At 56.2% G+C, this 24061-nt stretch carries 27 protein-coding genes; 14 read left to right on the top strand and 13 right to left on the bottom strand.

Annotated features, from left to right (window positions below):
* The first annotated feature begins 114 nt into the window (after positions 1-114).
* Complete coding sequence (locus U1140_RS00345) at positions 115-816, top strand: DNA-3-methyladenine glycosylase I (RefSeq protein WP_369845437.1); 702 nt, start codon at positions 115-117, stop codon at positions 814-816.
* Here the strand turns inward: U1140_RS00345 and sepX are convergent.
* The 4 genes from sepX to U1140_RS00325 all read right to left on the bottom strand — a co-directional run bounded on the left by sepX (position 785) and on the right by U1140_RS00325 (position 5593).
* Entirely contained in the window at positions 785-2245 is a 1461-nt protein-coding gene (sepX, locus tag U1140_RS00340) for a divisome protein SepX/GlpR (RefSeq protein WP_369845435.1), read from the bottom strand. The genes U1140_RS00345 and sepX overlap by 32 nt on opposite strands.
* Positions 2246-2488: 243 nt before the next feature.
* Complete coding sequence (locus U1140_RS00335; RefSeq protein ID WP_369845433.1) at positions 2489-3181, bottom strand: GNAT family N-acetyltransferase; 693 nt, start codon at positions 3179-3181, stop codon at positions 2489-2491.
* A gap of 15 nt (positions 3182-3196) precedes the next feature.
* The gene (glp, locus tag U1140_RS00330) at positions 3197-4564 is read right to left on the bottom strand and encodes a molybdotransferase-like divisome protein Glp (protein ID WP_369845431.1); all 1368 of its coding nucleotides are present in this window, start codon (positions 4562-4564) and stop codon (positions 3197-3199) included.
* 21 nt (positions 4565-4585) lie between these two features.
* Entirely contained in the window at positions 4586-5593 is a 1008-nt protein-coding gene (locus U1140_RS00325) for a UTP--glucose-1-phosphate uridylyltransferase (RefSeq protein ID WP_369845429.1), read from the bottom strand.
* A 103-nt stretch (positions 5594-5696) separates the two neighbouring features.
* Between U1140_RS00325 and U1140_RS00320 the strand changes: the two genes are divergently transcribed.
* The 3 genes from U1140_RS00320 (at position 5697) to mscL (ending at position 7798) form a co-directional block, all read left to right on the top strand.
* Entirely contained in the window at positions 5697-6350 is a 654-nt protein-coding gene (locus U1140_RS00320) for a 5-formyltetrahydrofolate cyclo-ligase (RefSeq protein WP_369845427.1), read from the top strand.
* A gap of 75 nt (positions 6351-6425) precedes the next feature.
* Positions 6426-7304 carry an SAF domain-containing protein gene (locus U1140_RS00315; protein ID WP_369845425.1) on the top strand — a complete coding sequence of 293 codons (879 nt, stop codon included), beginning with the start codon at positions 6426-6428 and terminating at the stop codon, positions 7302-7304.
* 35 nt (positions 7305-7339) lie between these two features.
* Positions 7340-7798 carry a large conductance mechanosensitive channel protein MscL gene (gene mscL / locus U1140_RS00310; protein ID WP_369845423.1) on the top strand — a complete coding sequence of 153 codons (459 nt, stop codon included), beginning with the start codon at positions 7340-7342 and terminating at the stop codon, positions 7796-7798.
* Between the two features lie 29 nt (positions 7799-7827).
* On the opposite strand, the gene U1140_RS00305 is transcribed toward mscL, so the two are convergent.
* From U1140_RS00305 to U1140_RS00285, 5 genes are all read right to left on the bottom strand, one after another.
* Positions 7828-8106, bottom strand: coding sequence for a hypothetical protein (locus U1140_RS00305; protein WP_369845421.1), 279 nt, complete (start codon positions 8104-8106; stop codon positions 7828-7830).
* Positions 8107-8118: 12 nt separating this feature from the next.
* Entirely contained in the window at positions 8119-8712 is a 594-nt protein-coding gene (locus tag U1140_RS00300; protein ID WP_369845419.1) for a MogA/MoaB family molybdenum cofactor biosynthesis protein, read from the bottom strand.
* A 68-nt stretch (positions 8713-8780) separates the two neighbouring features.
* On the bottom strand, positions 8781-10121 hold the full coding sequence (locus U1140_RS00295; RefSeq protein WP_369845417.1) for a S1C family serine protease: 1341 nt from the start codon (positions 10119-10121) through the stop codon (positions 8781-8783).
* 319 nt (positions 10122-10440) lie between these two features.
* Positions 10441-10614: a 50S ribosomal protein L32 gene (gene rpmF / locus U1140_RS00290; RefSeq protein ID WP_018121217.1), complete on the bottom strand. Its 174-nt coding sequence runs from the start codon at positions 10612-10614 to the stop codon at positions 10441-10443.
* 16 nt (positions 10615-10630) lie between these two features.
* A complete protein-coding gene (locus tag U1140_RS00285; protein ID WP_369845415.1) occupies positions 10631-10897 on the bottom strand; it encodes a type B 50S ribosomal protein L31 in 267 nt (88 codons plus the stop codon).
* A 464-nt stretch (positions 10898-11361) separates the two neighbouring features.
* Between U1140_RS00285 and rpmB the strand changes: the two genes are divergently transcribed.
* From rpmB to U1140_RS00240, 9 genes are all read left to right on the top strand, one after another.
* A complete protein-coding gene (rpmB, locus tag U1140_RS00280; protein ID WP_018121215.1) occupies positions 11362-11598 on the top strand; it encodes a 50S ribosomal protein L28 in 237 nt (78 codons plus the stop codon).
* A 2-nt stretch (positions 11599-11600) separates the two neighbouring features.
* Positions 11601-11765, top strand: a complete 165-nt coding sequence (gene rpmG, locus U1140_RS00275; protein WP_018121214.1) for a 50S ribosomal protein L33 — start codon at positions 11601-11603, stop codon at positions 11763-11765.
* 2 nt (positions 11766-11767) lie between these two features.
* A complete protein-coding gene (rpsN, locus tag U1140_RS00270; protein ID WP_306515507.1) occupies positions 11768-12073 on the top strand; it encodes a 30S ribosomal protein S14 in 306 nt (101 codons plus the stop codon).
* 15 nt (positions 12074-12088) lie between these two features.
* The gene (gene rpsR / locus U1140_RS00265; protein WP_306515506.1) at positions 12089-12343 is read left to right on the top strand and encodes a 30S ribosomal protein S18; all 255 of its coding nucleotides are present in this window, start codon (positions 12089-12091) and stop codon (positions 12341-12343) included.
* A gap of 309 nt (positions 12344-12652) precedes the next feature.
* Positions 12653-13318, top strand: a complete 666-nt coding sequence (locus U1140_RS00260; protein WP_369845412.1) for a TetR/AcrR family transcriptional regulator — start codon at positions 12653-12655, stop codon at positions 13316-13318.
* A 220-nt stretch (positions 13319-13538) separates the two neighbouring features.
* Positions 13539-14360, top strand: coding sequence for an electron transfer flavoprotein subunit beta/FixA family protein (locus tag U1140_RS00255; protein ID WP_369845410.1), 822 nt, complete (start codon positions 13539-13541; stop codon positions 14358-14360).
* A 12-nt stretch (positions 14361-14372) separates the two neighbouring features.
* The gene (locus tag U1140_RS00250) at positions 14373-15344 is read left to right on the top strand and encodes an electron transfer flavoprotein subunit alpha/FixB family protein (RefSeq protein WP_369845407.1); all 972 of its coding nucleotides are present in this window, start codon (positions 14373-14375) and stop codon (positions 15342-15344) included.
* Positions 15345-15348: 4 nt separating this feature from the next.
* Positions 15349-16887, top strand: a complete 1539-nt coding sequence (locus U1140_RS00245; protein ID WP_369845405.1) for a cytochrome b/b6 domain-containing protein — start codon at positions 15349-15351, stop codon at positions 16885-16887.
* Positions 16888-16896: 9 nt separating this feature from the next.
* Positions 16897-17901, top strand: coding sequence for an alpha/beta fold hydrolase (locus U1140_RS00240; protein WP_369845403.1), 1005 nt, complete (start codon positions 16897-16899; stop codon positions 17899-17901).
* Between the two features lie 141 nt (positions 17902-18042).
* On the opposite strand, the gene U1140_RS00235 is transcribed toward U1140_RS00240, so the two are convergent.
* Genes U1140_RS00235 through U1140_RS00220 form a run of 4 tightly spaced genes read right to left on the bottom strand, consistent with a single transcriptional unit; the run spans position 18043 to position 22670 of the window.
* On the bottom strand, positions 18043-18675 hold the full coding sequence (locus U1140_RS00235) for a TetR/AcrR family transcriptional regulator (RefSeq protein WP_369845401.1): 633 nt from the start codon (positions 18673-18675) through the stop codon (positions 18043-18045).
* A complete protein-coding gene (purH, locus tag U1140_RS00230) occupies positions 18675-20408 on the bottom strand; it encodes a bifunctional phosphoribosylaminoimidazolecarboxamide formyltransferase/IMP cyclohydrolase (RefSeq protein ID WP_369845399.1) in 1734 nt (577 codons plus the stop codon). Before purH ends, U1140_RS00235 begins: the two co-directional genes overlap by 1 nt.
* A complete protein-coding gene (gene purN, locus U1140_RS00225) occupies positions 20401-20985 on the bottom strand; it encodes a phosphoribosylglycinamide formyltransferase (protein ID WP_369845397.1) in 585 nt (194 codons plus the stop codon). Before purN ends, purH begins: the two co-directional genes overlap by 8 nt.
* Positions 20986-20996: 11 nt before the next feature.
* Complete coding sequence (locus U1140_RS00220; protein ID WP_369845395.1) at positions 20997-22670, bottom strand: cell division protein PerM; 1674 nt, start codon at positions 22668-22670, stop codon at positions 20997-20999.
* A 357-nt stretch (positions 22671-23027) separates the two neighbouring features.
* Between U1140_RS00220 and U1140_RS00215 the strand changes: the two genes are divergently transcribed.
* Complete coding sequence (locus tag U1140_RS00215) at positions 23028-23786, top strand: M23 family metallopeptidase (RefSeq protein ID WP_369845650.1); 759 nt, start codon at positions 23028-23030, stop codon at positions 23784-23786.
* Positions 23787-24061: the final 275 nt, after the last annotated feature.

Genomic DNA, 24061 nt, shown 5'->3' with positions numbered 1-24061 from the left:
GCCATTACTCTGGTCTAAAAACTATGGCCGAAATACCTGCCGGTGCACCGCGACGTGGGCAGTGACGCGCACGCTGCACGAAAAACACAACGGAAAGCAAAGAAAGGTACCGATATGAAAGAAGAACTCCTCGAGCAGTACACAATGTTGAGCAACGGATTTCTCGTCGATAGCGCAGGCATCGCCAGACCACCCTGGGCGTGCGCCAACGACCTGCTGCGGGATTATTACGACACCGAATGGGGCCGACCTGTGCACGGTGAACAGGCTTATTATGAACGGCTGTGTCTGGAGGGCTTTCAAGCAGGATTGTCCTGGGAGCTGATTTTGCGACGCCGCGAAAGCCTGCGGGAAGCATTTGCGAATTTCGTGCCAGACGTGGTGGCAGATTTCACTGCTAGTGATATCGAGCGCATCGTGACAACCAAGGGCATGATCCGCAATGAGCGTAAGATTCGCGCGGTAGTAACGAACGCCCAGGCGTGCTTGGCTTTACGCGATGATCCGGACTACCCGGGAGGGTTGGAAGAACTCATCAACGAGTTCGCTCCCAGTTACAACGCTGCTGAGAGTACGGCGGGCGATAGCGCGGATGGTGCACCCCGGAGCGCTACAAAGGTGACCTATTCCCACCTCGCCGAGGTTCCGACGCAATCAGCAGAGTCGAAGGCTTTAGCAAAAAAATTAAAGTCTAAAGGGTTTAGCTTCGTCGGGCCAACGTCGATGTTCGCATTATTCGAGGCAATTGGATTGCACAATTATGAGGTTGGCCCTGGGCAACCAGTTACACAACCCGACGACCACGAGAACGGATGACGCGTCCCTCCTCGAGGGAGCCGTCGCTGCCAACTGGGTGCAGGGTGGTTGTACCGCTTGCCTGCTGCGGCCTGCGCAGAGTGCGCGCGGCATAGTCCGCTGGCTGGTTTTCGATCTGTTGGTAGTCGACGTTGCGTAGTTCGGAAAAATCCGGGCTTTCATCGTCGATTTCCAGAACAACCGCGCCCGGGCGACGCAGATTCTGGCTACGAGCCGGCCGATGATCGTCATCTTCTCGGTTGCGCACGCCCATGTGCGCGCGGCGCAGTTGACGAATCCGGCGTGCCCGCAACTCGCGTTCCTGTTGCACTTGACCGCGCAAAGCCAACACGTAGCACAATGCCGACAAGCCGGCTGCTGCTGGCATCGCCCAGAACCATCCGCCTACCGGGATGGCGATAGCAAGTGTAACGACAATCGCGGCTACTAGCGTGAGCAAGGCCCTGCGCCGGTGCTTAATGCGCTGGGCTTGCAGTTTGCGTTCTGCTTCTGGATTCCACCCACCGCGTGCAGAACGCCGTGCGGCAAAAGCGAGTTCGTCTTCCGTGAGAGTAAGTTCACCCTCTCGGTAGACCCCGACACCAAATCCGGAGCGCGTAGTTGTCTCGGTGGTCTCAGCTGTTTCCGCAACCTGCTCAGCGTCGTCAACCTGCTCAGCGTCGTCGAGGACGGATTCCTCCGACTCCCGCTTTCTCTGCGCAGGCTCGTCAGCAGTGACTTCAGCAGTATCAGCAACGCCTCTAGCGTTTTCTGCTACTTCTTCATCGTTGTCACCAGGCTCGGTTGCGCTGCGCGTAATCACGGCATCGGCATCCGTCACACCGGGATACAGCAAGTCCACCGGAGACGTGTAGGTCTCATCGTGGTCATACATTTCCTCCGGTGGGAGCTCAGTAACCACCACACGGGGTTGCGCCGGTGCGTTGTCCTGGGCTGTCTCAGTAGCTGCCATCTCAGCGTCGTCAGCGGCGAGACGATCTTCATCGCGATCAGCGGACTCGGTAGCACCGGTTACCTCCGCAGCGTCCTGCATGTTATCGGCAATGACGTCGCCATCGATGACTTCGCCGTCAATGACATCGGAAGAAGTGTCAGCAGCAGAATCAATGTCTGCAGGATCAGCAGCTACGGTATCAGCGTCGGCTTCGTCGCGCTTGTGCCAGGGCTCGTCGATGATCTCATATTCTTCAGCCTCGACCAGCTCATAGTCGCCAGCCTGATCATTGGCGACGTCACCGTGAGAGCGGGCGTTTTTCATCCGCGGGCGCAGCGGTGCCTGCAACACGTCCTTGCCACCCGAGAAAACCACGCGGGTGTCGTTAAAACCGTCACCCGAGTGGCGGATCGGCTTTTGCCCCCGGAAGATCAACGGCGCAAGCACAACGAGCCAGACGACGATGATCAACACGATGATCAGGGTTGTTGACATTTTGCCACCTTCCGAAGTCAGCAACTAGACGCTAGTTATCGCTTTAGACTAATGGGAATCATGTGACTACTCCCCCAGGCACGCCGCAAGTGCGCAGAACTCAGAAAACTCACAGACTCTCGTGCTGACTTCCGTGCGCTTAGCTACGCAATGCGCTGCAACGCGCAACTTGTCAACCGCGCGTGAGTATTCGCCAGTGCGCAATTTTTCATCAGAACACGAATTTTCACAGTGCGCGAATCTTCACCGCAGCCTGCCTGCTTGCCGCAACCGCTCCACCGCAGCGGCAGAATAATCATCGTCGAGCACACTAGCCTGATAGTGATCCCGCCACTCTCCTGCCACATGCAAAAATCCGCGCAACAGGCCTTCACGACGAAAACCATTAGTCACCAGCACCTGACCGCTCGCAGCGTTCTCTGGTAAATACGAAGCGGTGACCCGATGCAGCCCCACACGAGCAAACGCGTGATCGACACCGAGTGCAACGGCGGCAGTTGCGATGCCCTGCCCCATAAACGGCGAGGCCACCCAATACCCCACCCAGCAACTCGCAGCGCTTCCGTGTTGAATCCCGCCCAGTGTTAATTGGCCTGCGAATTGGCCGTCTGCATCAATGGCGAACGGGATAATTTCACCCGCCCGAGCTTGGGCATTGAGCAGATAGATATGTTCACGCCACGCAGCTTTCGTGTGCGCAGTTTCCCAGTCGTCGACGCCAGTCGGTTCCACTGGCCGTAGCCAGGATTCGTCGAGCAACCGCTGCTGACACCAATCCTCGCCATCGCCGCGTCGTAACGGCCGGAGTTGAACCCGGATTCCGGCAACCGTGGTCACCGCAGGTGTAAGTTCCGGCCACCCAGGATGCACCGGATGAGGCTTGCCGACGCTGGGGGCGCGTAGGCGCCGAGAGATCAAGCCAAATGGATCCAGCATCAGGATACGGCCGGGCTATGCCCGTTGCGTCAAGAACATCACGTCAACGACATCGCCCGGGCGCACCTCGTCGATATCCTCTGGAATGCGGATCATTGCGTTCGCCTGGGATAGCCCCGCCAGCAGGTGCGCGGGAGCTCCGGTGGCTCCGCCTAAGCCTTCGACCAAATAATCACTGGTTTGTGCGTCCCGCATCAGGCGTGCGCGAATGAAGCCCTGCCGACCAGGGCGTGAGGCCAAATGATTGATCGAACGAGCGCGTACAAGACGACGGTGCGCGCTCCCTTTGCCCCGCGACAGTCTAATCAGCGGGCGGACGAATACTTCAAAAATCACCAAAGATGACACCGGATTCGACGGCAACAGAAAGACTGGGACGCGTTGCTCACCGATCAGCCCAAATCCTTGTACAGAACCCGGATGCATCGCGACGCGACTGGTATCAATATCACCAAGATCTTCCAGAACTTCTCGCATGATTTGTGCGCCCGAACCGCCAATCGCACCGGAAATCACAATGATTTCACTGCGCATAATCTGCGATTGCAGCATTTCTTTGATCCGCCGGGGCTCGCCTTCTGCAATACCCACGCGGTGCACATCGGCACCTGCATCCTTTGCTGCGGCAGCCAAGGAATAGGAATTCACATCAAATACTTGGCCCAGCCCCGGGTCGCGGTCGACGTCGACAAGCTCGCGACCGAAAGAAATGATGGACACACGCGGACGCGGGTACGCCAGGACTTTTTCGCGCCCCACCGCTGCCAACAAACCAATCTGGGCCGGCCCCAAAATCGCTCCCGAGGCCACGGCAACATCGCCCGGCTGAATGTCATCACCGACGCGGCGAACGAAATCACCGGAGCGCACCGCGCGGTGCGGAGTCATGCGCTTGCGGCCGCGATCAGTCCATTCCAATGGCAAAACAGCATCTGAGAGTGTCGGCAAGGGGGCGCCTGTGTGTACGCGGACAACTTGTTTGGGCTGCAGGCGTAGTGGTTGGCGCGAGCCCGCCGGCACTTCTCCTACGACCGGTAGGGATTTTTCTGCTGCCGGGGCGCTCGGCGGAAGTGGGGATTCGCCGCCAGGCGCTGCGTTGGCAGCTTCCTGGCTTGCCGACGATTTCGCCCGCGGGTTGTCAGAGGCTTCGCCGTATTTATTGACCCGTGGTTGTGCAGGCCGGAGTGCGCGTTCGCCGCCAATATCGACCGCGCGCACCGCATATCCATCGATTGCTGCCTGCGGGAAGCCCGGCAGCGGCTGGGTCGCCTGGACTTCTTCTGCACACATCAGCCCGAGCGCATCGGTGATCGCAATGCGAACCGGTTCTGGGGTCATGGCAGCATCAGTAATCAGCGCAAGCTGTTCTTCAACCGAACGCATCTGAGATCTACCTTCCTGGGCCTAGGCTGTTTCATGCTCTGCTTCATAAGCAGCGAGCAGTTTCTTCAAGGACCGATACAGCGCTGGCCCATACTTCTCATTCTGCAGACCGAAATCTACATTCGCCGGAATGAAACCGCCGGGGTTACCGAGGTCATGCCGGGTGCCTTGATGCACCACCACATGCACCGGGTGGCCTTCTTGAATCAACAGCTCAATCGCGTCAGTCAGCTGCAGCTCGCCACCTTTGCCTGGCGTAATACGCGCGAGCGCAGAAAAAATCTCTCGATCAAGCAAGTAACGGCCTGCGGCGACCAACGTCGACGGTGCCTTTCCGGCATCAGGTTTTTCCACCATGCCCTTGACCTTTTGCACGCATTCAGCGGGAAGCCCTGCGACTTCTTCTGCAGGCTCGACATCAAAAACGCCATAATTCACGGTTTCTTCGGGTGCTACTTCGAATGCACACAGCACTGATCCGCCGAGCTGGGCGCGGACCTGAGCCATTTTTTCCATCACGCCCATTGGCAACACGAGGTCGTCGGGAAGCATCACCGCGAAAGCCTCTTCATCCTCGCCCAAAAGCTCTTCGGCCAATCCGACAGCATGCCCAAGGCCCAAAGGTTGCTCTTGTTCCACAGCAACTGGTTGGATGAGCTGTCCTGCACGCTCGACCTTGCTGGCTTGATCATCTTTCCCGCGCGCCTGCAGCGTTTGGGTCAGATCCGGGAAACTATCGAAGTGCCGCATGATTTCTTGCTTATTCGGTGCGGTAATAACTGCCAATCGTTGTGCACCACAGGCAGCGGCTTCTTCGGCAATTAATTCGATACCGGGAGTATCTACCACCGGCAAAAGTTCTTTCGGGACAGTCTTCGTTGTGGGCAAAAACCTGGTTCCCAGCCCAGCTGCAGGTACCACGACGGTGTGCACCGAGTCAGCGGCTGTGCCTGCTGCAGCAGACGTGGTTGCCGCAGCACTACCTGCGTATGAGAAGTCTTGTGTAAGCCCGGAAGAATCTTGAGACATGCCCAAAAGACTACCTGCTTGCAGTTTGTAATTGGCCACGGCTTTCCGTAGCAAGTATCGAATATTGTCAGCAACCATTGCCACACGATCTATCCTTAAACCCATGAGTTCTTCTGTCCTTGCACTTGCCAAAGCCGAACTGCGCGCACATCACCACGCATTACGTCTGCGTGCTGCCAGGCAGCGCGACAGCTGGCAGGCCGCAAACACGCGATTGTCCCAGCAGGTCGCACGCTACGTGCATGCGCAACACCACGGTGCACAGCCGCTACGCATCGCTGCCTATGTACCGCTTGCCGACGAACCCGGAGCCGAATTTTTGCTCGACGCTTTAGCTGGCAGCGCTGACGAACTCTGGCTGCCGATCTGTAAGCCCGGTTTCCAGCTGCATTGGGCGCTCTACGAAGGCCCGGATTCACTGACAGTACGCAATCCACGCTTGCCCGTTTCCGAGCCGATTGCCGAAGGCCTGCCGAGTGCGCAATGTATACCCAACCTCGATCTCATGGTTGTTCCGGCACTGGCTATTTCACGCAATGGCTTTCGGCTAGGCAAAGGCGCTGGCTTTTATGATCGCGCGATTACCGCCGCCCATGAACATGTCGCCGATAATGCAGGAACCACAATGCCGGAGCTCGTCGGGGTGGTCTTTGCAGACGAGATTTGTAATTCTGTGCCACATGATGAACACGACCGTGCGGTAGACAAGATCATCACAGAATGCGGCGTGCGCAGCCTGGAAACAGCGCCGCAGTAGCCGGCATCGGCCTTAGCCGTCGTAATCTTGTCTGCTCATCGGAACCTTTGGGGTTGTTGCACCGTCTAATGCTGCATGTCGCAACTATCGCGGAACCCGTCGCCGGTTTCCCCACAACAGGTTTCTCCACGCAAGAACTCCCTGGGCAAAAAATCCAGGGCTGGCCAGACTCGCTCTACTGGGATCTCGGGGATGTGGCAGCGGCTGTGCACTCCAGGCCATCAACGTTCAGTACTTTTGCGCAGGGCACTCGCCGGCGTTTTGGTATGCGCTGCTGCGCTGTTGGCCTTGCAGAGTCGGACTAACGATCCAGAGGTAGTAGTTTTTGTTCGCCCGGTGGAAGCAGGCAACATGATCACCAACGATGACGTTGGACTACGCGAACAACCAGCGGAATTCACGCCCGATGGCGCTTTTGCCACCCCAGATGACGTACTAGGCACGGTCGCCGTATCGGCTGCAGAACCAGGTGAAGTGGTCACTAGCGCGAGGTTTATTAGTTCAGAGCTGACAGCGACTTTGGTGCATGGTCATGCAGGCGATGAGAACGCAGAAGCCTCCACGGAGTCAGCACACATGGTGCCCATTTCTTTAGCGGACCCAGAGGTGATTCCGCTGCTCAACCACGGCGATACCGTAAGCGTGATCTCGGAAGGCAAGAACACACCAGAAGCCATTCCGCACGACGGCGCTTTCGCGGAAAACGACAGCCATGTTGATGAAGAACTCACCGACCCTGCTCCCGACTACATGACAACAGCGCACGATTCCACCGTCATCGCTGAAGGCGCCCGTGTCATTATGGCCCGAGAGGCAAGTTCTGCAGGTAACAGGGCTACGGTGATGCTTGCATTGCCGAGCAGCGCCGCCCAACGCGTGGCGGTAGCATCGCTGACCACACCTCTGACAGTCGTGCTCACCGGTGAGCGTGCCACCGGAAAAGGTGACGCATAAACAGAATTGCATGAACTGCGCTAACATTTACGCTCATGTTGCAAGGTTTTAAAGATTTCGTCATGCGCGGCAATGTCATCGAGTTGTCCACGGCGGTCATCATTGGTGCAGCGTTTACCGCTATCGTCACCTCGATTTCCGATCACGTCATCAATCCGCTGATCGCATCTTTGGGCAGCGCAGACGTCTCCGGGCTGGGTTTTCACCTGAATCCTGACAACGATGCGACTTTCCTCGATTTCGGTGCCGTCATCACCGCGGTCATCAATTTCTTGATCGTCGCCGCCATCGTGTACTTCATCATCATCACCCCGATCAACAAACTGGAAGAAGCTCGGAAGCGCAGCTTGGGTCTCGGTGACGACTCCGAAGACGAAGACAAAGAACCACAGCCGACGACTGATGAACTGTTGGCAGAAATCCGCGATCTGTTAAAAGATCAAGGCTCCAGCACGTCGAAGCACGCCAAAATTAACGATCCAGCAACCGATTAATACCGCAGACCGCGGGGTCTAATAAACGTCTAATAAACACTGTGGGGTGGGCGTTGTTCCCGCCAATACTCATCGCTAAACCCGGTTTCCGGCTCCCCTTCACTGCTGCGGTTGCTTGACGACGCCGCAACACCCCGTGAGCCACCCGTCGCAGCAGAATCCCCTGCGACGGGTGGTTGCGCACGAATATCGTCCGCGGTTCTGTCGTAGTCCGCAGTATCCGAGATTCGGACTACCCGCCGACGACGCCTTTTCTGACTCCTGCGATCGGAAAATTCGCCGCGGCTGGATGCTTCTTTACCAGACATCGTTGCGACGAATTAAGAATCCAACGAGTGCTTTTGCAGCTGATCAATGAGATGGTGCACCAGGGTGCCCAACGTTGCCATGCCATCGCGAATGGCCGCGCGGGAGGATGCCAAGTTGACGACCACCGTCGAACCAGAGATGCCGCAGATACCACGTGAAGTGCAGGCATCAACAGCTCCGCAGGCTTGCCCTGATGAGCGTAGCGCCTGCGCCACGCCAGGAACTTGCATGTCTACCAAGCTGCCGGTTGCTTCCGGGGTGCAGTCACGAGCACCGACGCCGGTTCCACCGATCGACACGACCAGATCTACACCACCGATGACGGCAGTTTCGATCGCCTGGCGGATTTCTGCCTCATCATTGCGCACGATCACGATGCCGTCGACAGTGAAATCGTCTTCGGCCAATAGTTCGGTGACCAGACGTCCGGTATCCTCCCAGGCTTCTGGCTCCCGGTCAGTAACGATGACCACCAGTGCACGTCGATAAGCAGGAAGATCACCTTCTTTTTCTGCGGCCAGGAAGAATTCCGCGTCTGGATCATCTAAATCCAGCAATGATGGCCGGCTGGCGCTCGTCGCGCGCAAATCAGACTTATCTGACATGTAAACTCCAGATGCTTATCGAGTGATGGTGAACAAATACTTGTAGTCGAAGACCTATTAGTAATTTACTAGTTCGACAGCGTTACCTCTACCTGTTTTTTCTCTTGTGATCCTTCTGATGTCACTTCAAGAGTCACGGTGTCACCAAACTGGTGCGAACGGGTGGCGGCAATCAGGGTGTCCGAATCATCGACTTGGCGATCATTCAGCCGCGTAACAATATCACCGGGTTGCAATCCAGCTGCTTCAGCTGGGGTCCCAGGCTCCACCGCTACGATCAATGCACCGTTGACCGGATTACGTGCATCCACTTGTACACCGAGCAAAGGATGATGAGCTTCGCCAGTCTCGATAAGCTGCTGTGCAACACGCATGACAAAATTCGATGGAATTGCGAAGCCAAGACCGATAGATCCTGCCTGATCATTCGATGAACTCAGAGAGGCAATGACCGAGTTCATCCCAATCAAATTGCCTTGCATATCGACAAGTGGGCCGCCAGAGTTGCCTGGGTTAATCGCAGCATCGGTCTGGATACCGTCGATCAGCGAGGACTCGCCACCTTGCTGCGATGCCCGCACCGGACGGTCGACTGCCGAAACGATACCGGAGGTTACGGTCGAACTCAGCCCCAGTGGCGAACCAATCGCGACGATTTCCTGGCCAACACGGACTTCGTCAGAATTACCGAACCCAATCGTCGGCAAGTCTGCCACATCACGGATCTTGATTACGGCGATATCGGTAGCGGGGTCGGAGGCGACGAAATCTGCAGCGTGTCGCGTGCCATCACTCATGCTGACTTGAATCTGGCCGTTGATGCCATTAGCAACCACGTGGTGGTTGGTCAGCACATAACCGTCTGAAGAAATAATGGAACCGGAGCCGTCGGCGACTTGTCGTTGATTAGCAACGCGGATCGAAACCACCGTGGGCACAACCTGGTCTGCCACTTGTTCTACAGAACCTTCTGCAGCAGGTTCCTTGTTACTCGACACCGTGTGGCTTAAGTTTTCGCTCACTGAAGTGCTAGGTTCCTGCGCAGCTTCAGACCCAGACGAAACCACCACACCGGTAACGACACCAGTGACAACCGAGCCTGCCAGCATCAGCGCAAGCGCAGGAACCAGACCGACGCTGCGCTTTTGTTTCTTCCCTAGTACCGGTGCCTGGTGGACTGGGCTAACCGGTTGTTGACCAAACTGTGCAGTCACAGGTTCTGTTACTGGCTGAGCGGCTGTTTCAGGCGCAGGACTGTTTGGGGCATGCGCGTTGTGCCACGTTTGCTCGTTCTGTGATTGCTCGTTCTGTGGCTGTTCATTCCACGACTGATACGGTGCTTGCTGCTGAGCTCGTTGCTGATCATAATCCGGTTGCCTGTGCCCACCGTGCGATCCGTTTTCGTTCATAGAGGACATTATGGAACCCCTGACTGTCTGCTCGCTGTATAGCTGGTTTCGAATCTCTGCCGGCTTCGTAACAATAAGCTCTACTAAATAATTCCTCGTCCTACCCTACCAACCAGCATTCAGTTAATTCCCAGATTTTCGCCACCTTTGAAAACTGGGGTTACGAGTTAAGTAGGGGTTAAGTAGCAGAAACTGTGGGCATAAAAACACCCCGGCACCGGTTCCGAACTAACGGAAAGCAGTGCCGGGGAATTCGACTATGAATTCGTGCAGCAGCCAATAACGACTACCGCCGAATGTGCGAAGAAATTCGGTCTATTTAGAATTCTTCAACGTCAACGAGACCGAGCTGAGCGGCCTTCACCAAACGACGTGGGATACGTACGGTCTGGCCGTCGATCTTGACTTCCTGGAGGGCGACATTGTCGGCCTTCCACTGCGAACGACGCATGCGGGTGTTCGCACGGGACTTCTTAAACTTAGGAACTGCCATGTTCTTCTACCCTCCTTTATGAATTCTTCTTGCGACGGCGCGCCATTGCACCGAAACGGTTCTGGAAACGCTCCACACGACCAGCGGTGTCCATGACACGCTGTGCACCGGTCCAAAACGGGTGGGACTCAGAAGTTACGTCCACCACGATGAGTGGATACTCTTTGCCTTCGAATTCAGTGGTGCGATCAGAGGTCGCGGTGGACTGGGTCAGAAACTGGGTGCCGGTACCGGCATCCTGGAAAACCACTGGGTGGTAATCCGGGTGGATATCTTTTTTCATCTGTCGATTCCCTAAGGTTTGTATCTGGGCCGGTTCTTCGGGCACTCACACTACTAAGCTTGCCGGTGCAACCGCCGAAGATCGCACCCAGGTTGGGTTCGATTACGGACAACTCTGGATATCTTACAGCCAGCAACACATTTTGGAAAATCCTAGACTTAGACGCCTAGACACAACCAAGCGCCGGAAACCTCGATAATTCCTGCCGGATGCTAACCAATCTGCATGGACGGTGCACCCGAGCCACGACAGCATTCACCGTCATAAACATCTTCTACACTTGGTTTTTCCTGCAAGAAGGTGTAACGTCTCTGAGTGCTGTTGTCGAAATGTTCGCAAACGCCCCGTCAACTGGTGATACGCAGCGCATAGGCTTTCAACCCTCACACCCTCACACTGAGAAAGCCAGCTCAAGCTCTGCAAGCAATCAGTCACGATGTGGGCGGCTAGGAGAAAGATTACCCATGTCGGCTATTTGCCAGGTAACGGGACGCAAGCCAGAATTTGGCAAGCAAGTCTCGCACTCGCACCGCCGCACGTCCCGCCGTTGGAACCCCAACGTGCAACGTCGGCGCTACTTCCTGCCTTCTGAAGGCCGGACCATCACGTTGACCGTGTCCACCAAAGGAATCAAGATCATCGACCGCGATGGAATTGAATCCGTAGTCGCGAAGATTCGCGCACGGGGAGAGAAGGTATAACGATGGCCCGTAATGACATTCGCCCAATCACCAAGCTGAAGTCCACCGCGGGCACTGGTTACACCTACGTGACCCGCAAGAACAAGCGTAATAACCCGGATCGCATCAGCTTGAAGAAGTACGATCCGATTGCCCGTAAGCACGTCGAATTCCGCGAGGAGCGATAGAAATGGCTAAACAGTCAAAGATCGCCAAGAATGAGCAGCGCAAGCAAATCGTTGCCCGCTATGCGGAGCGTCGCGCTGAACTCAAGGCAATCATCAAAGACCAGACCAAATCCGAAGAAGAGCGCCTGGACGCCCAGTTCGAGCTGAACCGGCAGCCACGCGATGCTTCGCCGGTGCGTGTTCGCAACCGCGACTCCCACGATGGTCGCCCACGCGGCTACCTGCGTAAGTTCGGTTTGTCCCGTGTCCGTATGCGTCAGATGGCCCACAACGGTGAGCTTCCTGGCGTTCGTAAGTCCAGCTGGTAAAGGGAGGACACCACCATGGCTTCGAAGCGCAATAACCAAAAGAAGTTCCGCATGGAACAGTCCCGTCGCCCAAAGAAGAACCCTTTGAAGGCACGTGGCATCACTCAGGTAGATTACAAGGATACTGAAACCTTGCGCCTGTTCATCTCGGATCGTCACAAGATCCGTTCCCGTCGCGTTACCGGCTTGACTCCGCAGCAGCAGCGCCAGGTTGCTACCGCAATCAAGAACGCACGCGAGATGGCACTCCTGCCGTTCACCACCCGCTAATACGGGCGAGAACAAGGCAACAACAGCAGCCATCAATGTTTAGATCCTCGGGCTTCCCGTCTCACGACGGTGAACGCACCGGGGATTTTGCGTATCTATCTCCCTGAGCAATTACCAACCCCAGAATCGCTGAACCAGGTTTCTCCCAGGCCAAATTTTCCAGCCCATATTTTCCAGGCCGGATACTCCAGACCCGCCCCCGTCGTGTTGGCTTGCTTCTAGCACGACGGCCATCAGGCGGCACTTAGTTTTGTGTAATCTTGACGGTATTACCTTGCAATATCGTTGAACCCATTAGGGAGGTCATTAATGACGGGGACTGTTGGTCGACCGCGCAAAAATAGACCACGGAGACGAGGCGCGAACGCTCGCGAAGAGATTTTGGACGCATCGTCCGAGCTTTTCACTACACAGGGTTTTGCGATGACCTCAACACATCAGATCGCCGATGCAGTTGGTATCCGCCAAGCATCGTTGTATTACCACTTCCCGTCGAAGGCCAAGATCTTTCTGACCCTGCTTAATTCCACGATCGAGCCTTCACTGAAGCTCGCTCAGTTCTTATCAACCTCCAACAACCCGGTCACGCTGCGTCTTTGGGCCTTGGTTGCCGCGGAATCTCGCATTTTGCTTTCGAGTCGGTGGAATGTCGGCCGCTTGTACCAGCTCCCTGTAGCCAATTCGCCAGAATTCGACGACTACCACCAGCAGAAAGCCCGGCTGGCAGATTATTTTCGGCAATCCGCCGCAGAAATCGTCGGCAAGCAAGATCTTCGCGTCGATCTTCCCTTTCACTTGGCACTATCTGCGATCGAGATGCGCCCCAACGACGGGATCGCCCCGCAGCCGTTACGCGACGATAGACTACCGGCGCAATCGATTATGCTTGCCGACGCAGCTCTGACGGTCCTCGGTTCGCCGGTACCGAACGATCGTGAACAGCGGACCCTCGACCTACTGATGAACGACGACTAATCAGAGAGCACCCAAATCAGCCACCACCTGTGATGCAGGTTATAATTTACGAAAGTTATTTGCTTATTTAATTGTTGGCTAAATTGCGGCATATATATTCACTCCGTCGCACCATGGCTATAGGCCATAGCCCGGGCTGTGCCCCGCGGCCGATTGCGTTGGAGCAATAGTTCGCCTCTACAGTTCTTAGTATCGAAAGTTTTCGCTGAAAGGATAGATCGTGCGTATAGCAGTCCTCGTCAAAGAAGTACCTGATACCTATAAGCAACGAGATTTGAACTTAGAAACCGGACTTTTACAACGACGAGACAGCAATACGGACGTCGATTTGGTTCTCGACGAAATTAGCGAGCGCGCAGTCGAGGCAGCGCTGCAGCTCAAAGAAAAATATGCAGAAGCTCTTGACGACGAGATCACTATCGATGCTGTTGCCATGGCCCCGGAAGAAGCGCTCACCTCCATTCGTCGGGCGCTGTCGATGGGCGCAGATGAGGCCGTGCATATTCACGACGACGCGCTGCTTGGTGCTGATCTCACCGTTACCGCAGAGGTCCTCGCCGCCGCGATCCGCAAACAAGGTTATGACTTAATCATCGCTGGCGATGAATCAACCGACGGCGCCTCAAGCGCACTACCTGCGATGCTGGCAGAACACTTAGATGCTGCTCTTTTGAGCCACTTGTCTTCGTTAGAACTACAGCCCGGTGAAACACCGGATTCACCCACCATTATTGCTTCCCGCTCCAACGGATACGCGCAACAAACTTTGCGGGCCACCTGCCCTGCCGTGGTCTCGATTACCGAGGCTTTCGCCGACCCTCGCTTCCCCAACTTCAAGGGCATCATGGCGGGTAAGAAAAAGCCAGTCACCAACTTCAGTCTCGAAGACCTCGACGTCGACGCAGAAGATTTTTCCCACCCACGCGCGATTATGACGACAGTGCAGAAAGCACCACCCCGCGAAGCCGGCACCAAGATCACCGATGAGGGTAATGCCGCAGAACAGATTGTCGAATACCTCGAAAGCAATAAGCTAATTTAGGAGTAAAATCCCATGACTTACCCTGATAACAGTGTTCTCGTTGCCTGCGAATTACCACCGACTGGCGAGGTCCCCGGCTTCCTAGCTGAATTATGCGGTGCAGCCAGCGCTATAGGCACCCCGGTTGTGCTGCTCATTGCGAGCACCGAAGTGAACCAAGAAACCACGGACGCTGTAGCACAGGCCGGAGCCGAATATATCGCCGTTGTCGAGGTTGATAAACCATCGCTTGGGGCGGCGATCGATGCGGTTGAAAAGGCCGCAGGAGAAGTATCCCCAGTTGCCACGCTGTGTTTGGCCGATGCCGATGGCAGCGATCTCGCGGGCCGCGCTTCTGTGCGATTGAAACAAGCCCTGCTTGTCGACGTTACCGGCATCGACCAAGATGATGAAGGAATCATTGCCTATCATTCTGTTCTTGGCGGCAGCTACCGAGTCACCTCCGCTGCGACTTTCGGCTCGCCGGTTATCACGGTGCGTCGAGGTGCCGTCGATCAGCGAGCTGAGGCCGGCGCCGGGCACGTGATGAAAATAGATCTCGCTGCGAACACTCACGTAGCCGAGATCACCGATTCGAGCGTGATTGAACAGACTTCTACGCGCCCTGCATTGATTAGCGCAAAAACAGTCGTCTCGGGTGGGCGCGCATTCGGTTCGAAGGAAGGCTTCGAGATCGTCGAAAAACTCGCCGACGTACTCGGCGCCGGAGTCGGTGCTTCGCGTGCTGCAGTAGACGCTGGGTACGTGGATCATGCTGCACAAGTCGGCCAAACCGGTGTCTCGATCCAGCCGGATGTCTACTTCGCGCTCGGAATTTCGGGTGCTATGCAGCACCTTGCAGGAATGCAGACCTCAAAGCACATTATTGCGGTGAATAAAGACGCCGAAGCACCCATTTTTGAGATTTCAGATTTTGGTGTCGTCGGAGACATTTTTGATGTCATTCCACAGCTGACCACACTGCTTGAGCAGCGAAAGGGGTAAGTCAGTGACGTCTACGCCAGTCCTTCGCCGCGGTTTACCACGCGTTGCGGGTGGCGAATCGTGGCCTCCTGCCAGCATCGCCAGGCATGCTTCTCACAGCACAGCGGCTAAGCACACCAACCAGATTCGCTTGCGCCAGGGCCTGCCGCGCACGGAGGGTGGCGAGCCGTGGCCTCCAATAGCTTATGCTGGCGCAGCCTTAGCTCAAGCCAGCACGCCACAAAATGGGTCACGCACCGCTTCCACCACTGCCACTCCGGCGGTTGGCCAGTCGGCCACCTCGGCCACCGGTGCCGTTTCTGCTGCATCTGCTGATGCCACGAGCGTGGCTTTACGACGCGGACTCCCCCGTGTTGTCGGTGGCGAGCCGTGGCCGACGGTGGCTACGGCGACTGTCTCTGCAGGGGTCGGCTCCGCCGCGGGTTCTGCAGGGGTCGGCTCCGCCGCGGGTTCTGCAGCACCAGCGCAAGCACAACCAGAGTCCAAGTCGGAACCCACGCCAAAGCCAGATCCGGCGACTAAGCCGGAGACAAAGCCGGGCTCGGAGACGAAGGCGGAGACAAAGCCATCGTCCCCAGCTAAGAAAACTGAGACAGAACCGCAGAAACACAGCGTACTCGACCGCGAGTACGGTCCATTCAGCCTAAGGCAGTGGCTCGGCGGTGGTCTGCTGGTACTCGGCGGTATCATCGTGCTCGCCGCGATAGTCGTTTTCTCCGCACGCTGGTTCCTGGGAACCAGCACGGGTGCAGATTTCGTCGCAACCTACGATGGGCACCCAGAGCTGCCAGACGGTACTCCCACCGGTATCCCGGCTTGGATGTCTTGGCAGCATTTTTTGAACTTCTTTTTCATGGCGCTCATCGTCAAAACTGGCGTGTCGATTCGCTACGAGCGCAAAGCCCCTGCATATTGGGCAGCGAAGAAGTCGGGGCAAAAGATGAGCCTGACAATCTGGATTCACCTCATGATTGACCTGTTGTGGGTGATCAACGGTGCAATCTTTTTTATCTTGCTTTTCGCCACCGGACAGTGGGCGCGCATCGTTCCCACCAGCTTTGATGTATTCCCGCACGCGGCTTCTGCTGCCGTGCAGTACGCGTCGTTAGACTGGCCGACGGAAAACGGATGGGTGCATTACAACGGGTTGCAACTGTTGCTTTACTTCGTCACCGTATTTGTTGTCGCCCCTTTGGCCATTCTCACCGGTTTCCGCTTGTCGAACTTCTGGCCCAAATCGGATGCGCTCAACAAAATCTATCCCGTGGGCATCGCGCGTAAAATGCACTTCCCGATTGCCCTGTATTTTGCCGTATTCGTCATCATCCACGTGCTCATGGTCTTTGCGACGGGCGCACTCCGCAACCTCAACCACATGTGGGCGGCACAAGGCGATGCTGACCCGACGGTCTATGCAGGAAACTGGACCGGTTTCATTTTCTTTATCCTCGGCTTAGCTGTAACGACGGCAGCCGTGGTATTCGCCCGCCCGATGGTCTTGGCGCCCGTAGCGCGGCTATTCGGAAACGTGACAGCTCGATAGGAGAAGCCCATGCCCAGCTCGTCCACACACAACAACTCCCCAGAACCAGCCGACAACGCTACCGGCCAAGAAGCAGCCTCGACGCCTGCATCTACCGCAACGCCGCAGAACGAAGATTCCCCACGGCTGCTTGCTGTCACTATGCCGGATGCTTCGGTTTCCCGCGTGCGCATCTTCGAGCCGAAAGATCACGGGTACACGGAATCTCACGCTGCTGACGACGAGACTCGCACACCGCTGGTGATCATTTGGCCAGGTTTTGGCATGGGTGCACGGTATTTCGACCCGATGGGACGCGAGCTTGCAAGCCGTGGATACCGTGTCGCCAGTGGTGAACTACGCGGGCAAGGAAATTCAACTGCCAAGGCAACCCGCGCACACACCTGGGGCTACCACCACCTTGCCTCCCAGGATTATCCGCGTACCGTTCGGGCGGTGAAACGAGACCTTGGTTTGGCTGCTGACTACCCCACCGTGTTTCTGTGTCATTCCCTAAGTGGCCAAATTGCTCCGCTATTTTTTACGCGCGAGGAAGCCGCCGAGCTCAATGTCCAGGGATTTTTCGGCGTGGGCGCGGGAAGCCCTTATTACCCAGGTTATTTTGGGACTATCCGCCGCAAACTGCGGCTAGGCACCATCCTGATTCGCGCAATCGTCACGATATTCGGATACCAGCCCGCAGGAAAACTGGATCTTACGGGGTACGGACGCCAGGCTAAACACCAGATGTTGGAGTGGAGCAAATACTCGCGCACCAATGAGCAGCGCGGCTTGCTCGGAGAAGATCGGGACTACGAAGATGCAAAACACGTTCTAACCATTCCGGTCGTGCTCACCCGCTTTGACAACGACCGCGACTGCACACGAGGTGCAGTAGAAAACCTCGCGGCCAGCATGCCCAACGCGGATATCACCATCGAGAGCTACACAGAGCAATTAGGCCACAACCGCTGGGCACGGAAACCACAAAAAATTGCCGACCGTTTCGACGACTATGTAGCCGCGCTACGCTAATTTTCGCCCTACTGCGCTAGCCAGCTGACAAACAGGCCTCGCGAGCACACGGCGGGTGGATCTGCACCCGTATAGCGTTAGCCCCGTGTGTTTGTCCGCATCCCCAATCTGCCGCAAAAAGCATCCAACTCAACGAATCGCTTACTGCTGGGAGCCAGAATTACCCGGAACCGATTCTGCATCGGCAAGCATGGCTGCCACCGCCATTGGAGTGCCTTGTTCGCGAATCAATTCCCCACCTGCCCAGTGATACACATGCCGGGACGAATTAATCAGCCCGGCAGCAAGCTGCACTCGCAACCGCGCGCGCTCATAATCAAGATCGGGCCGACAACGCTGCAAAACCTCCACCCACATGTGCAGATACGTCATCTGCAAAGATTTCACGCGGGAGAGATCTTCGTCGACAAGATTGCGAATCTCGCGTTCTTGGACGCGGATTAAATCAGGTTCGGTAGCAGCAATATGTGTCTGCGCCGCCACCAGCGCGGTCAACACGACCTGCGGATCGGAGTCTGCACCATATTCGGCCATCACTTCGCGGCCACGGGCAACCAAACGCGAAGAAATATCTATCAGCAGCTGCGCGAGCATGTCATCTTTACTGGAAAAATAACGATACACACCGGGGCCGGAAATTCCGACGGCCGCACCGACATCGGCCAGCCGGGTCTGATGGAACCCGCGGTCGGCGATAATACGCGCCGCCTCGCGGAACAACGCGGTACGACGGCGCTCTTTCGCCTGTGAACGCGAGGTCGAATTCGGTACCACTAGTGGAAGAAGTGCCGGGTTCCGGTGAAATACAGCGCAACTCCGGCCTTTTCTGCAGCTGCAATGACTTCCTCGTCGCGAATGGAACCACCGGGTGAAACCACTGCTTTCACTCCGGCGTCCAGGAGTACTTCAAGACCATCGGCAAACGGGAAGAATGCATCAGAAGCAGCAACCGAGCCCTCAGCGCGCTGTTTATCATCGGCGAGCGTGTTAGCGCGCTCCACGGCCAATCGCGCGGAATCCACACGATTAACCTGGCCCATACCTACGCCGACGGTAGCGGAGCCGCGGGAAAGCACAATGGCGTTCGATTTCACCGAGCGCACAGCCCTCCAAGCGAATTCTAGATCCGCCAGGACCTCGTCGCTGACTGGTTCACCAGCTGCAAGTTTCCAGTTCGCAGCTTGATCGCCTTCGGCCTGATAGCGATCTGGCTCCTGGAACAACACACCACCGGAAATAACCTTGGTATCCCAAGAACCGGTGTCATCATCACCTGCGTCGAGTGCCGGTGAATCAGTTGCCAGTTGTGCATCGTCGACCTGCAAGATGCGGATGTTTTTCTTGCCCTGCAGAATCTCTACTGCGCCATCTTCATAATCTGGGGCCAAGATCACTTCCGTGAACACGTCGGCAACTTGGCGCGCCATGTCTACGCTGACGGGGCGGTTTGTCGCGATCACACCACCGAAAGCAGAAACCGGGTCGCACGCGTGAGCATTGCGGTGTGCTTCTGCAATGGAATCATCAGAAACTGCGATGCCGCATGGATTGGCGTGTTTGATGATCGCCACGCACGGGCGTTGGTGATCATGTGCGGCACGCCAGGCTGCTTCCGCGTCCTGGTAGTTATTGAAGCTCATTTCTTTGCCGTGCAATTGCTGTGCGTTGGCAACGCCGCCGGCACCAGGGATGCGCTCGAGATAAGCAGCCTGGTGTGGGTTTTCACCGTAACGCAACTGGGTTGCGGGAACATCTTGGGCCAGAGTGGATTCCGCTTCGTCTTCGGCGTCCGCAACCAGTTCGGCAAACATCCACGATGAGACAGCGAGATCATATTTTGAGGTATGCGTGAATGCCTCCAGTGCCAACTGTCGACGCTCCGCGAGGCTGAATCCCCCACCGGCAAGCGCGCGCTCCACCGCACCATAGTTTGCGGGATCTACAACAACAGCCACCGAGTTGTGGTTTTTCGCCGCCGCACGCACCATCGCTGGGCCACCGATGTCGATCTTTTCAATGCATTCTTCTACTCCCGCACCAGAGGCGACGGTTTCTTCGAATGGGTACAGGTTAACCACGACGAGGTCGAATGCAGCAATATCGAGTTCTTCCAACTGCTCGCGGTGTGCTTGTTTGGTGCGATCAGCCAAAATACCGCCATGCACACGTGGGTGCAGAGTTTTCACGCGGCCGTCGAAGCACTCCGGAAAGCCAGTCACGTTTTCAACAGGAGTGACGTTGACGCCGGATTCGGCAATAACTTTTGCCGTGGAACCGGTGGAGACGATTTCGACTCCGGCCGCGGACAAAGACTGTGCGAGGTCTTCCAACCCAGTCTTGTCGTAGACACTGATTAATGCGCGAGAAATTTTGCTGTTTTCCACTGTGTTAATTCCTTCGGTCGTCGGTGCGTTGGCATTCACTGCATTGGTTGCGTTCTGGGCGTAATCGGAATGAGCCTGGTCGGGGTCGGTCTGTTCGCGGTTGATCCCTTCGCGATTAGTCATCGTGAAAAACCACCTTCCTCGAATCGTGGTCTATTTCTGCCGAGCGCAGTAATGAAACCAACAACTCGCGTTCGACTTGCTTAATCCGCTCGTGGAGTTCATCTTGGTGTTCCCCGGAGTGAATCGTCACGGCACGCTGCGCGATAATCGGGCCAGTATCGACGCCCTCGTCGACGTAGTGAACTGTCGAGCCGGTGATTTTCACGCCGTATTCCAGCGCATCCCGCACGGCGTGCGCACCAGGAAAAGCCGGCAACAATGCCGGATGCGTATTGATGAGTCGCCCGTTGTATTTCTGCACGAAGCTCGAACCGAGAATTTTCATGAATCCGGCAGACACAATCAGGTCTGGCTTGCCGACGGAATCTGCCAGCTGTTTATCCCAACTCGCTCTATCCTCTTGCAACGGCACAACGGTAGTTTCCACGCCCGCTTCCCGCGCTCGGTCCAATGCTGGGCATTCGCGGTCGGAAACAACTAAATCGACGGCGTAGTTCTCATCTTGGTTATCCAGAAGCGCTTGTAATAACGTGCCGCTTCCCGAAACTAAGGCTGTTAGACGCAGTGGAATACTCACATCTCACCAGACTACTCGGTACGTTTGCCGTCGTCACTTTCGTCGCTTTCTTCTCCTTCTTCGCTAGCGCCAGCTTCTCCATCTTCGCCAGCACCAACATCGGCATCATCTTCATTCACGCGAGCGTCGGATTCTCCAGCATCTTCGGTGCCTTCTTGGCCGGCAACGGTTTCTTCATCCGCGCTATCTTCAGCGCTAGATTCCTCCGCGACGGTGGCGTCGTCGTCACGGTCCTCGGCGTCTCCGTACTCGTCGTCACCATAAGCATCGTCACGGTAGTCGTCGTCAAGCTCACCAGCGGCAAAATGATCAGCCTCTGGGTGTTCGTCAGCACGGCCGCCAGCAATTTCCTCATCTGCAGGCTCCGCAAGCGCTTCGTCAACAAGCAGAGCTGGTTGCTGCCGTCGCTGGACGACGAACAACATCAACGTCACGGCCAACGCTATGCCGCCGATCCAAATAAGTGCGAGGCTAGCCGTCCACAGCACCGGAACACCCGTGTTTTCGTAGGCCCCAACTACTCCCCCAGAAAGATACGCTGCAGCAGAGGTGAGCAACCATGCCGTTAACCCTGCGCTCAGCGTCATGATGGGGCTCGGCCGCAGACGAAGCATGACTGCAACCAGCACTGCAATCGGTACGAATAGTCCAATCCATGCCCAGCTTGCCGAGGATGCCGGCACAAGCCCCATGAGCGGAAGCGGAGGTAGCGGCACCAGGTGCGTTTCAAACAACGAGACACTGGCTGCTCCGAACTGATACTCCGATCCCAGCAATACACCAGCAACTCCGATGACAGCATTCGGAATATACAGCACAGACAATAACAACAGAGCAAACCTGGCGCCGGTCTCCGCCTGCGGATAGGCAACCATAATCTGTTCCTGCTTTTCCCAGCCCAGCACAAAGAGTGCAACACCGACCACGGCAGCCGCCAAGCACAGCCAGCCCAATGACTTCACCCCGATGACCACACCATCGACGATCGACTCAGGGACGCGATAGCGCCGTGCGAGAGCTCGCCAGGCCTTCGGGCCGAGCCCACACACAAAGGCCAGCAAATGCACAACCACCACAGACAGCATCACTGAACTGATAGGCGGCACTGCAACCGGATACACCGTTTGCGCATCGGCAAGCATTAACAGCGCGATCACCGAAAGCACCAGGGGTATAACCAAAGACCAAGCAAAAACCATCAGTAGGTCAATAATGCTGAAGCGCTTGCGCACACTGGCGCGTATTTGCCGGGCGCTCAGCGCGATAGTGAGTACGACAGGAAGAATCGGCACTGCCGCAATCACTGCATCGTCACCGGCTACCGGAGCAGCCTGCATGATTAACCAAGCAGTGGCGATGATGCTCGGCAGCACGGCAATTGACTCTGAAGCAATCAGCAACGCGGCAACCGCTATAACGATGATCGACATGATGATCACCGCATGCGGAATCGCCAGCTTGAGCCCCACCCTGCGAATACGCTGCCCGATGCTTAAGTGTGCGGCAGCTGGTGCAGCTTTCGCACCTTCGGCGGATTTGTGTGCACGTTGCACCCGTACTGCACCGCGCGTGATGTCACCGGGGGAATTCCGTGAGCTACCGGCACCAGAGGCATTAGCAGTACTCCGGGGGCGACGTTGCGGGCGGCGCGCAGGACGCGAATGCGGGCTAGAGTTGCTATTCATCGTCTACTACTTTGCCATGTTCTTTCAGCTCGACAATGCTGGCACGGCGAAACCTGCCAAGCTGTGGCAGCACGACAGTCTTCACATGGACTTTCACAACCAGCCCATTTCTTTATTATTGCCACAAAGACACCATCATTTACTAGCAATTACACCCATGTAAGGGATAACACATCAGACTGGAAAAAATTATTGCCGAAAGAGTTGATCGATCGCAGTCGAGACATTATTGTTACATTCGTTAGATAACAGACAGGTTACAATTCAATGTCACGTTTACTGGCCAGCACGCTGATCGGAAAACGTCGTACAGAATCATTTATTCGAGAATTGCTGCAACAGGAACGGAAACTATTGATGCAAAGCTCTTCCATTCGCTCCCGTGGGGGTCGTCACCGCAAGGTCAACGCGTCGCAAACTGTTAAAGGACGCATTGCCCTGGTTACGGTGGCAGCGGGAACCGTCTCTTCCGCTGGTATCGGTGGTGCCACCGCCGGTCAGCTCAGCGCTGCGGAAGTTACTGAGCAAGACTCTACCGTCGACGCCGGAACCACCGACGTGGATTACACCTTGGCAAACGATGCGGATGCTCTCATCCCATCGTCCACTGTCGCTCCACAGATTCTTGAGATCAACGAATTCCGTCCAGTATCGAACTTGGCAGAACAGCTCGACAAAGCAGTAGCGCATTCCACGGAACGCATCGCCGCGGATTTAAGCTCCCGCCTGCCAAGCATCGTCAAGCCAGCAGAAGGTGCATTCACCTCTGGCTTCGGCCCCCGCTGGGGTTCGTTCCACAATGGCATCGATATCGCCAACGCTAACGGCACCCCAATTTTAGCGATCATGGACGGCGTCGTTCTGGATTCCGGCCCAGCCTCCGGTTACGGCAACTGGATCCGTATTCAGCACGACGACGGAACCATTTCGCTGTACGGCCACATGGAATCATTGGATGTGTCCACCGGGCAGCGCGTGCATGCTGGCCAAAAGATCGCGGGCATGGGCAACCTAGGATTCTCCACTGGTACCCACCTGCACTTCGAAGTTCACCCAGGAGGCGGTGGACCAGTCGATCCTGCTGCTTGGCTAGCAGAGCGCGGCATCTCCGTCTAACAGTCACTCTCATACCCACTCACACCGCAAACCTGTCTGCGTTTCCCACAGCGGTGTGGGTGGGTTTTGTCTTGCCCAACATCCGCTAATCAATCTCAGCGTTACCTCAGCTAACCATCACCCCACCCTTTTCACCCCTAAAAATCACCCCCAAATCCAGCAGTTCTAAACCTCAACTGTCACATTAATAACATCAGAAACACGCCGCGTGAGCTGGATAATTGGACAAAATCGAACAAATCAACCCATTAACCAGCGCTTATGGCATTGCCATC

Origin of the sequence: Corynebacterium drakensteinense (genome assembly GCF_041224285.1) — a bacterium.
Lineage (GTDB): Bacteria > Actinomycetota > Actinomycetes > Mycobacteriales > Mycobacteriaceae > Corynebacterium.
The sequence above is the reverse complement of the archived record's forward strand: the minus strand, read 5'-3'. Positions and strand labels throughout refer to the sequence as shown.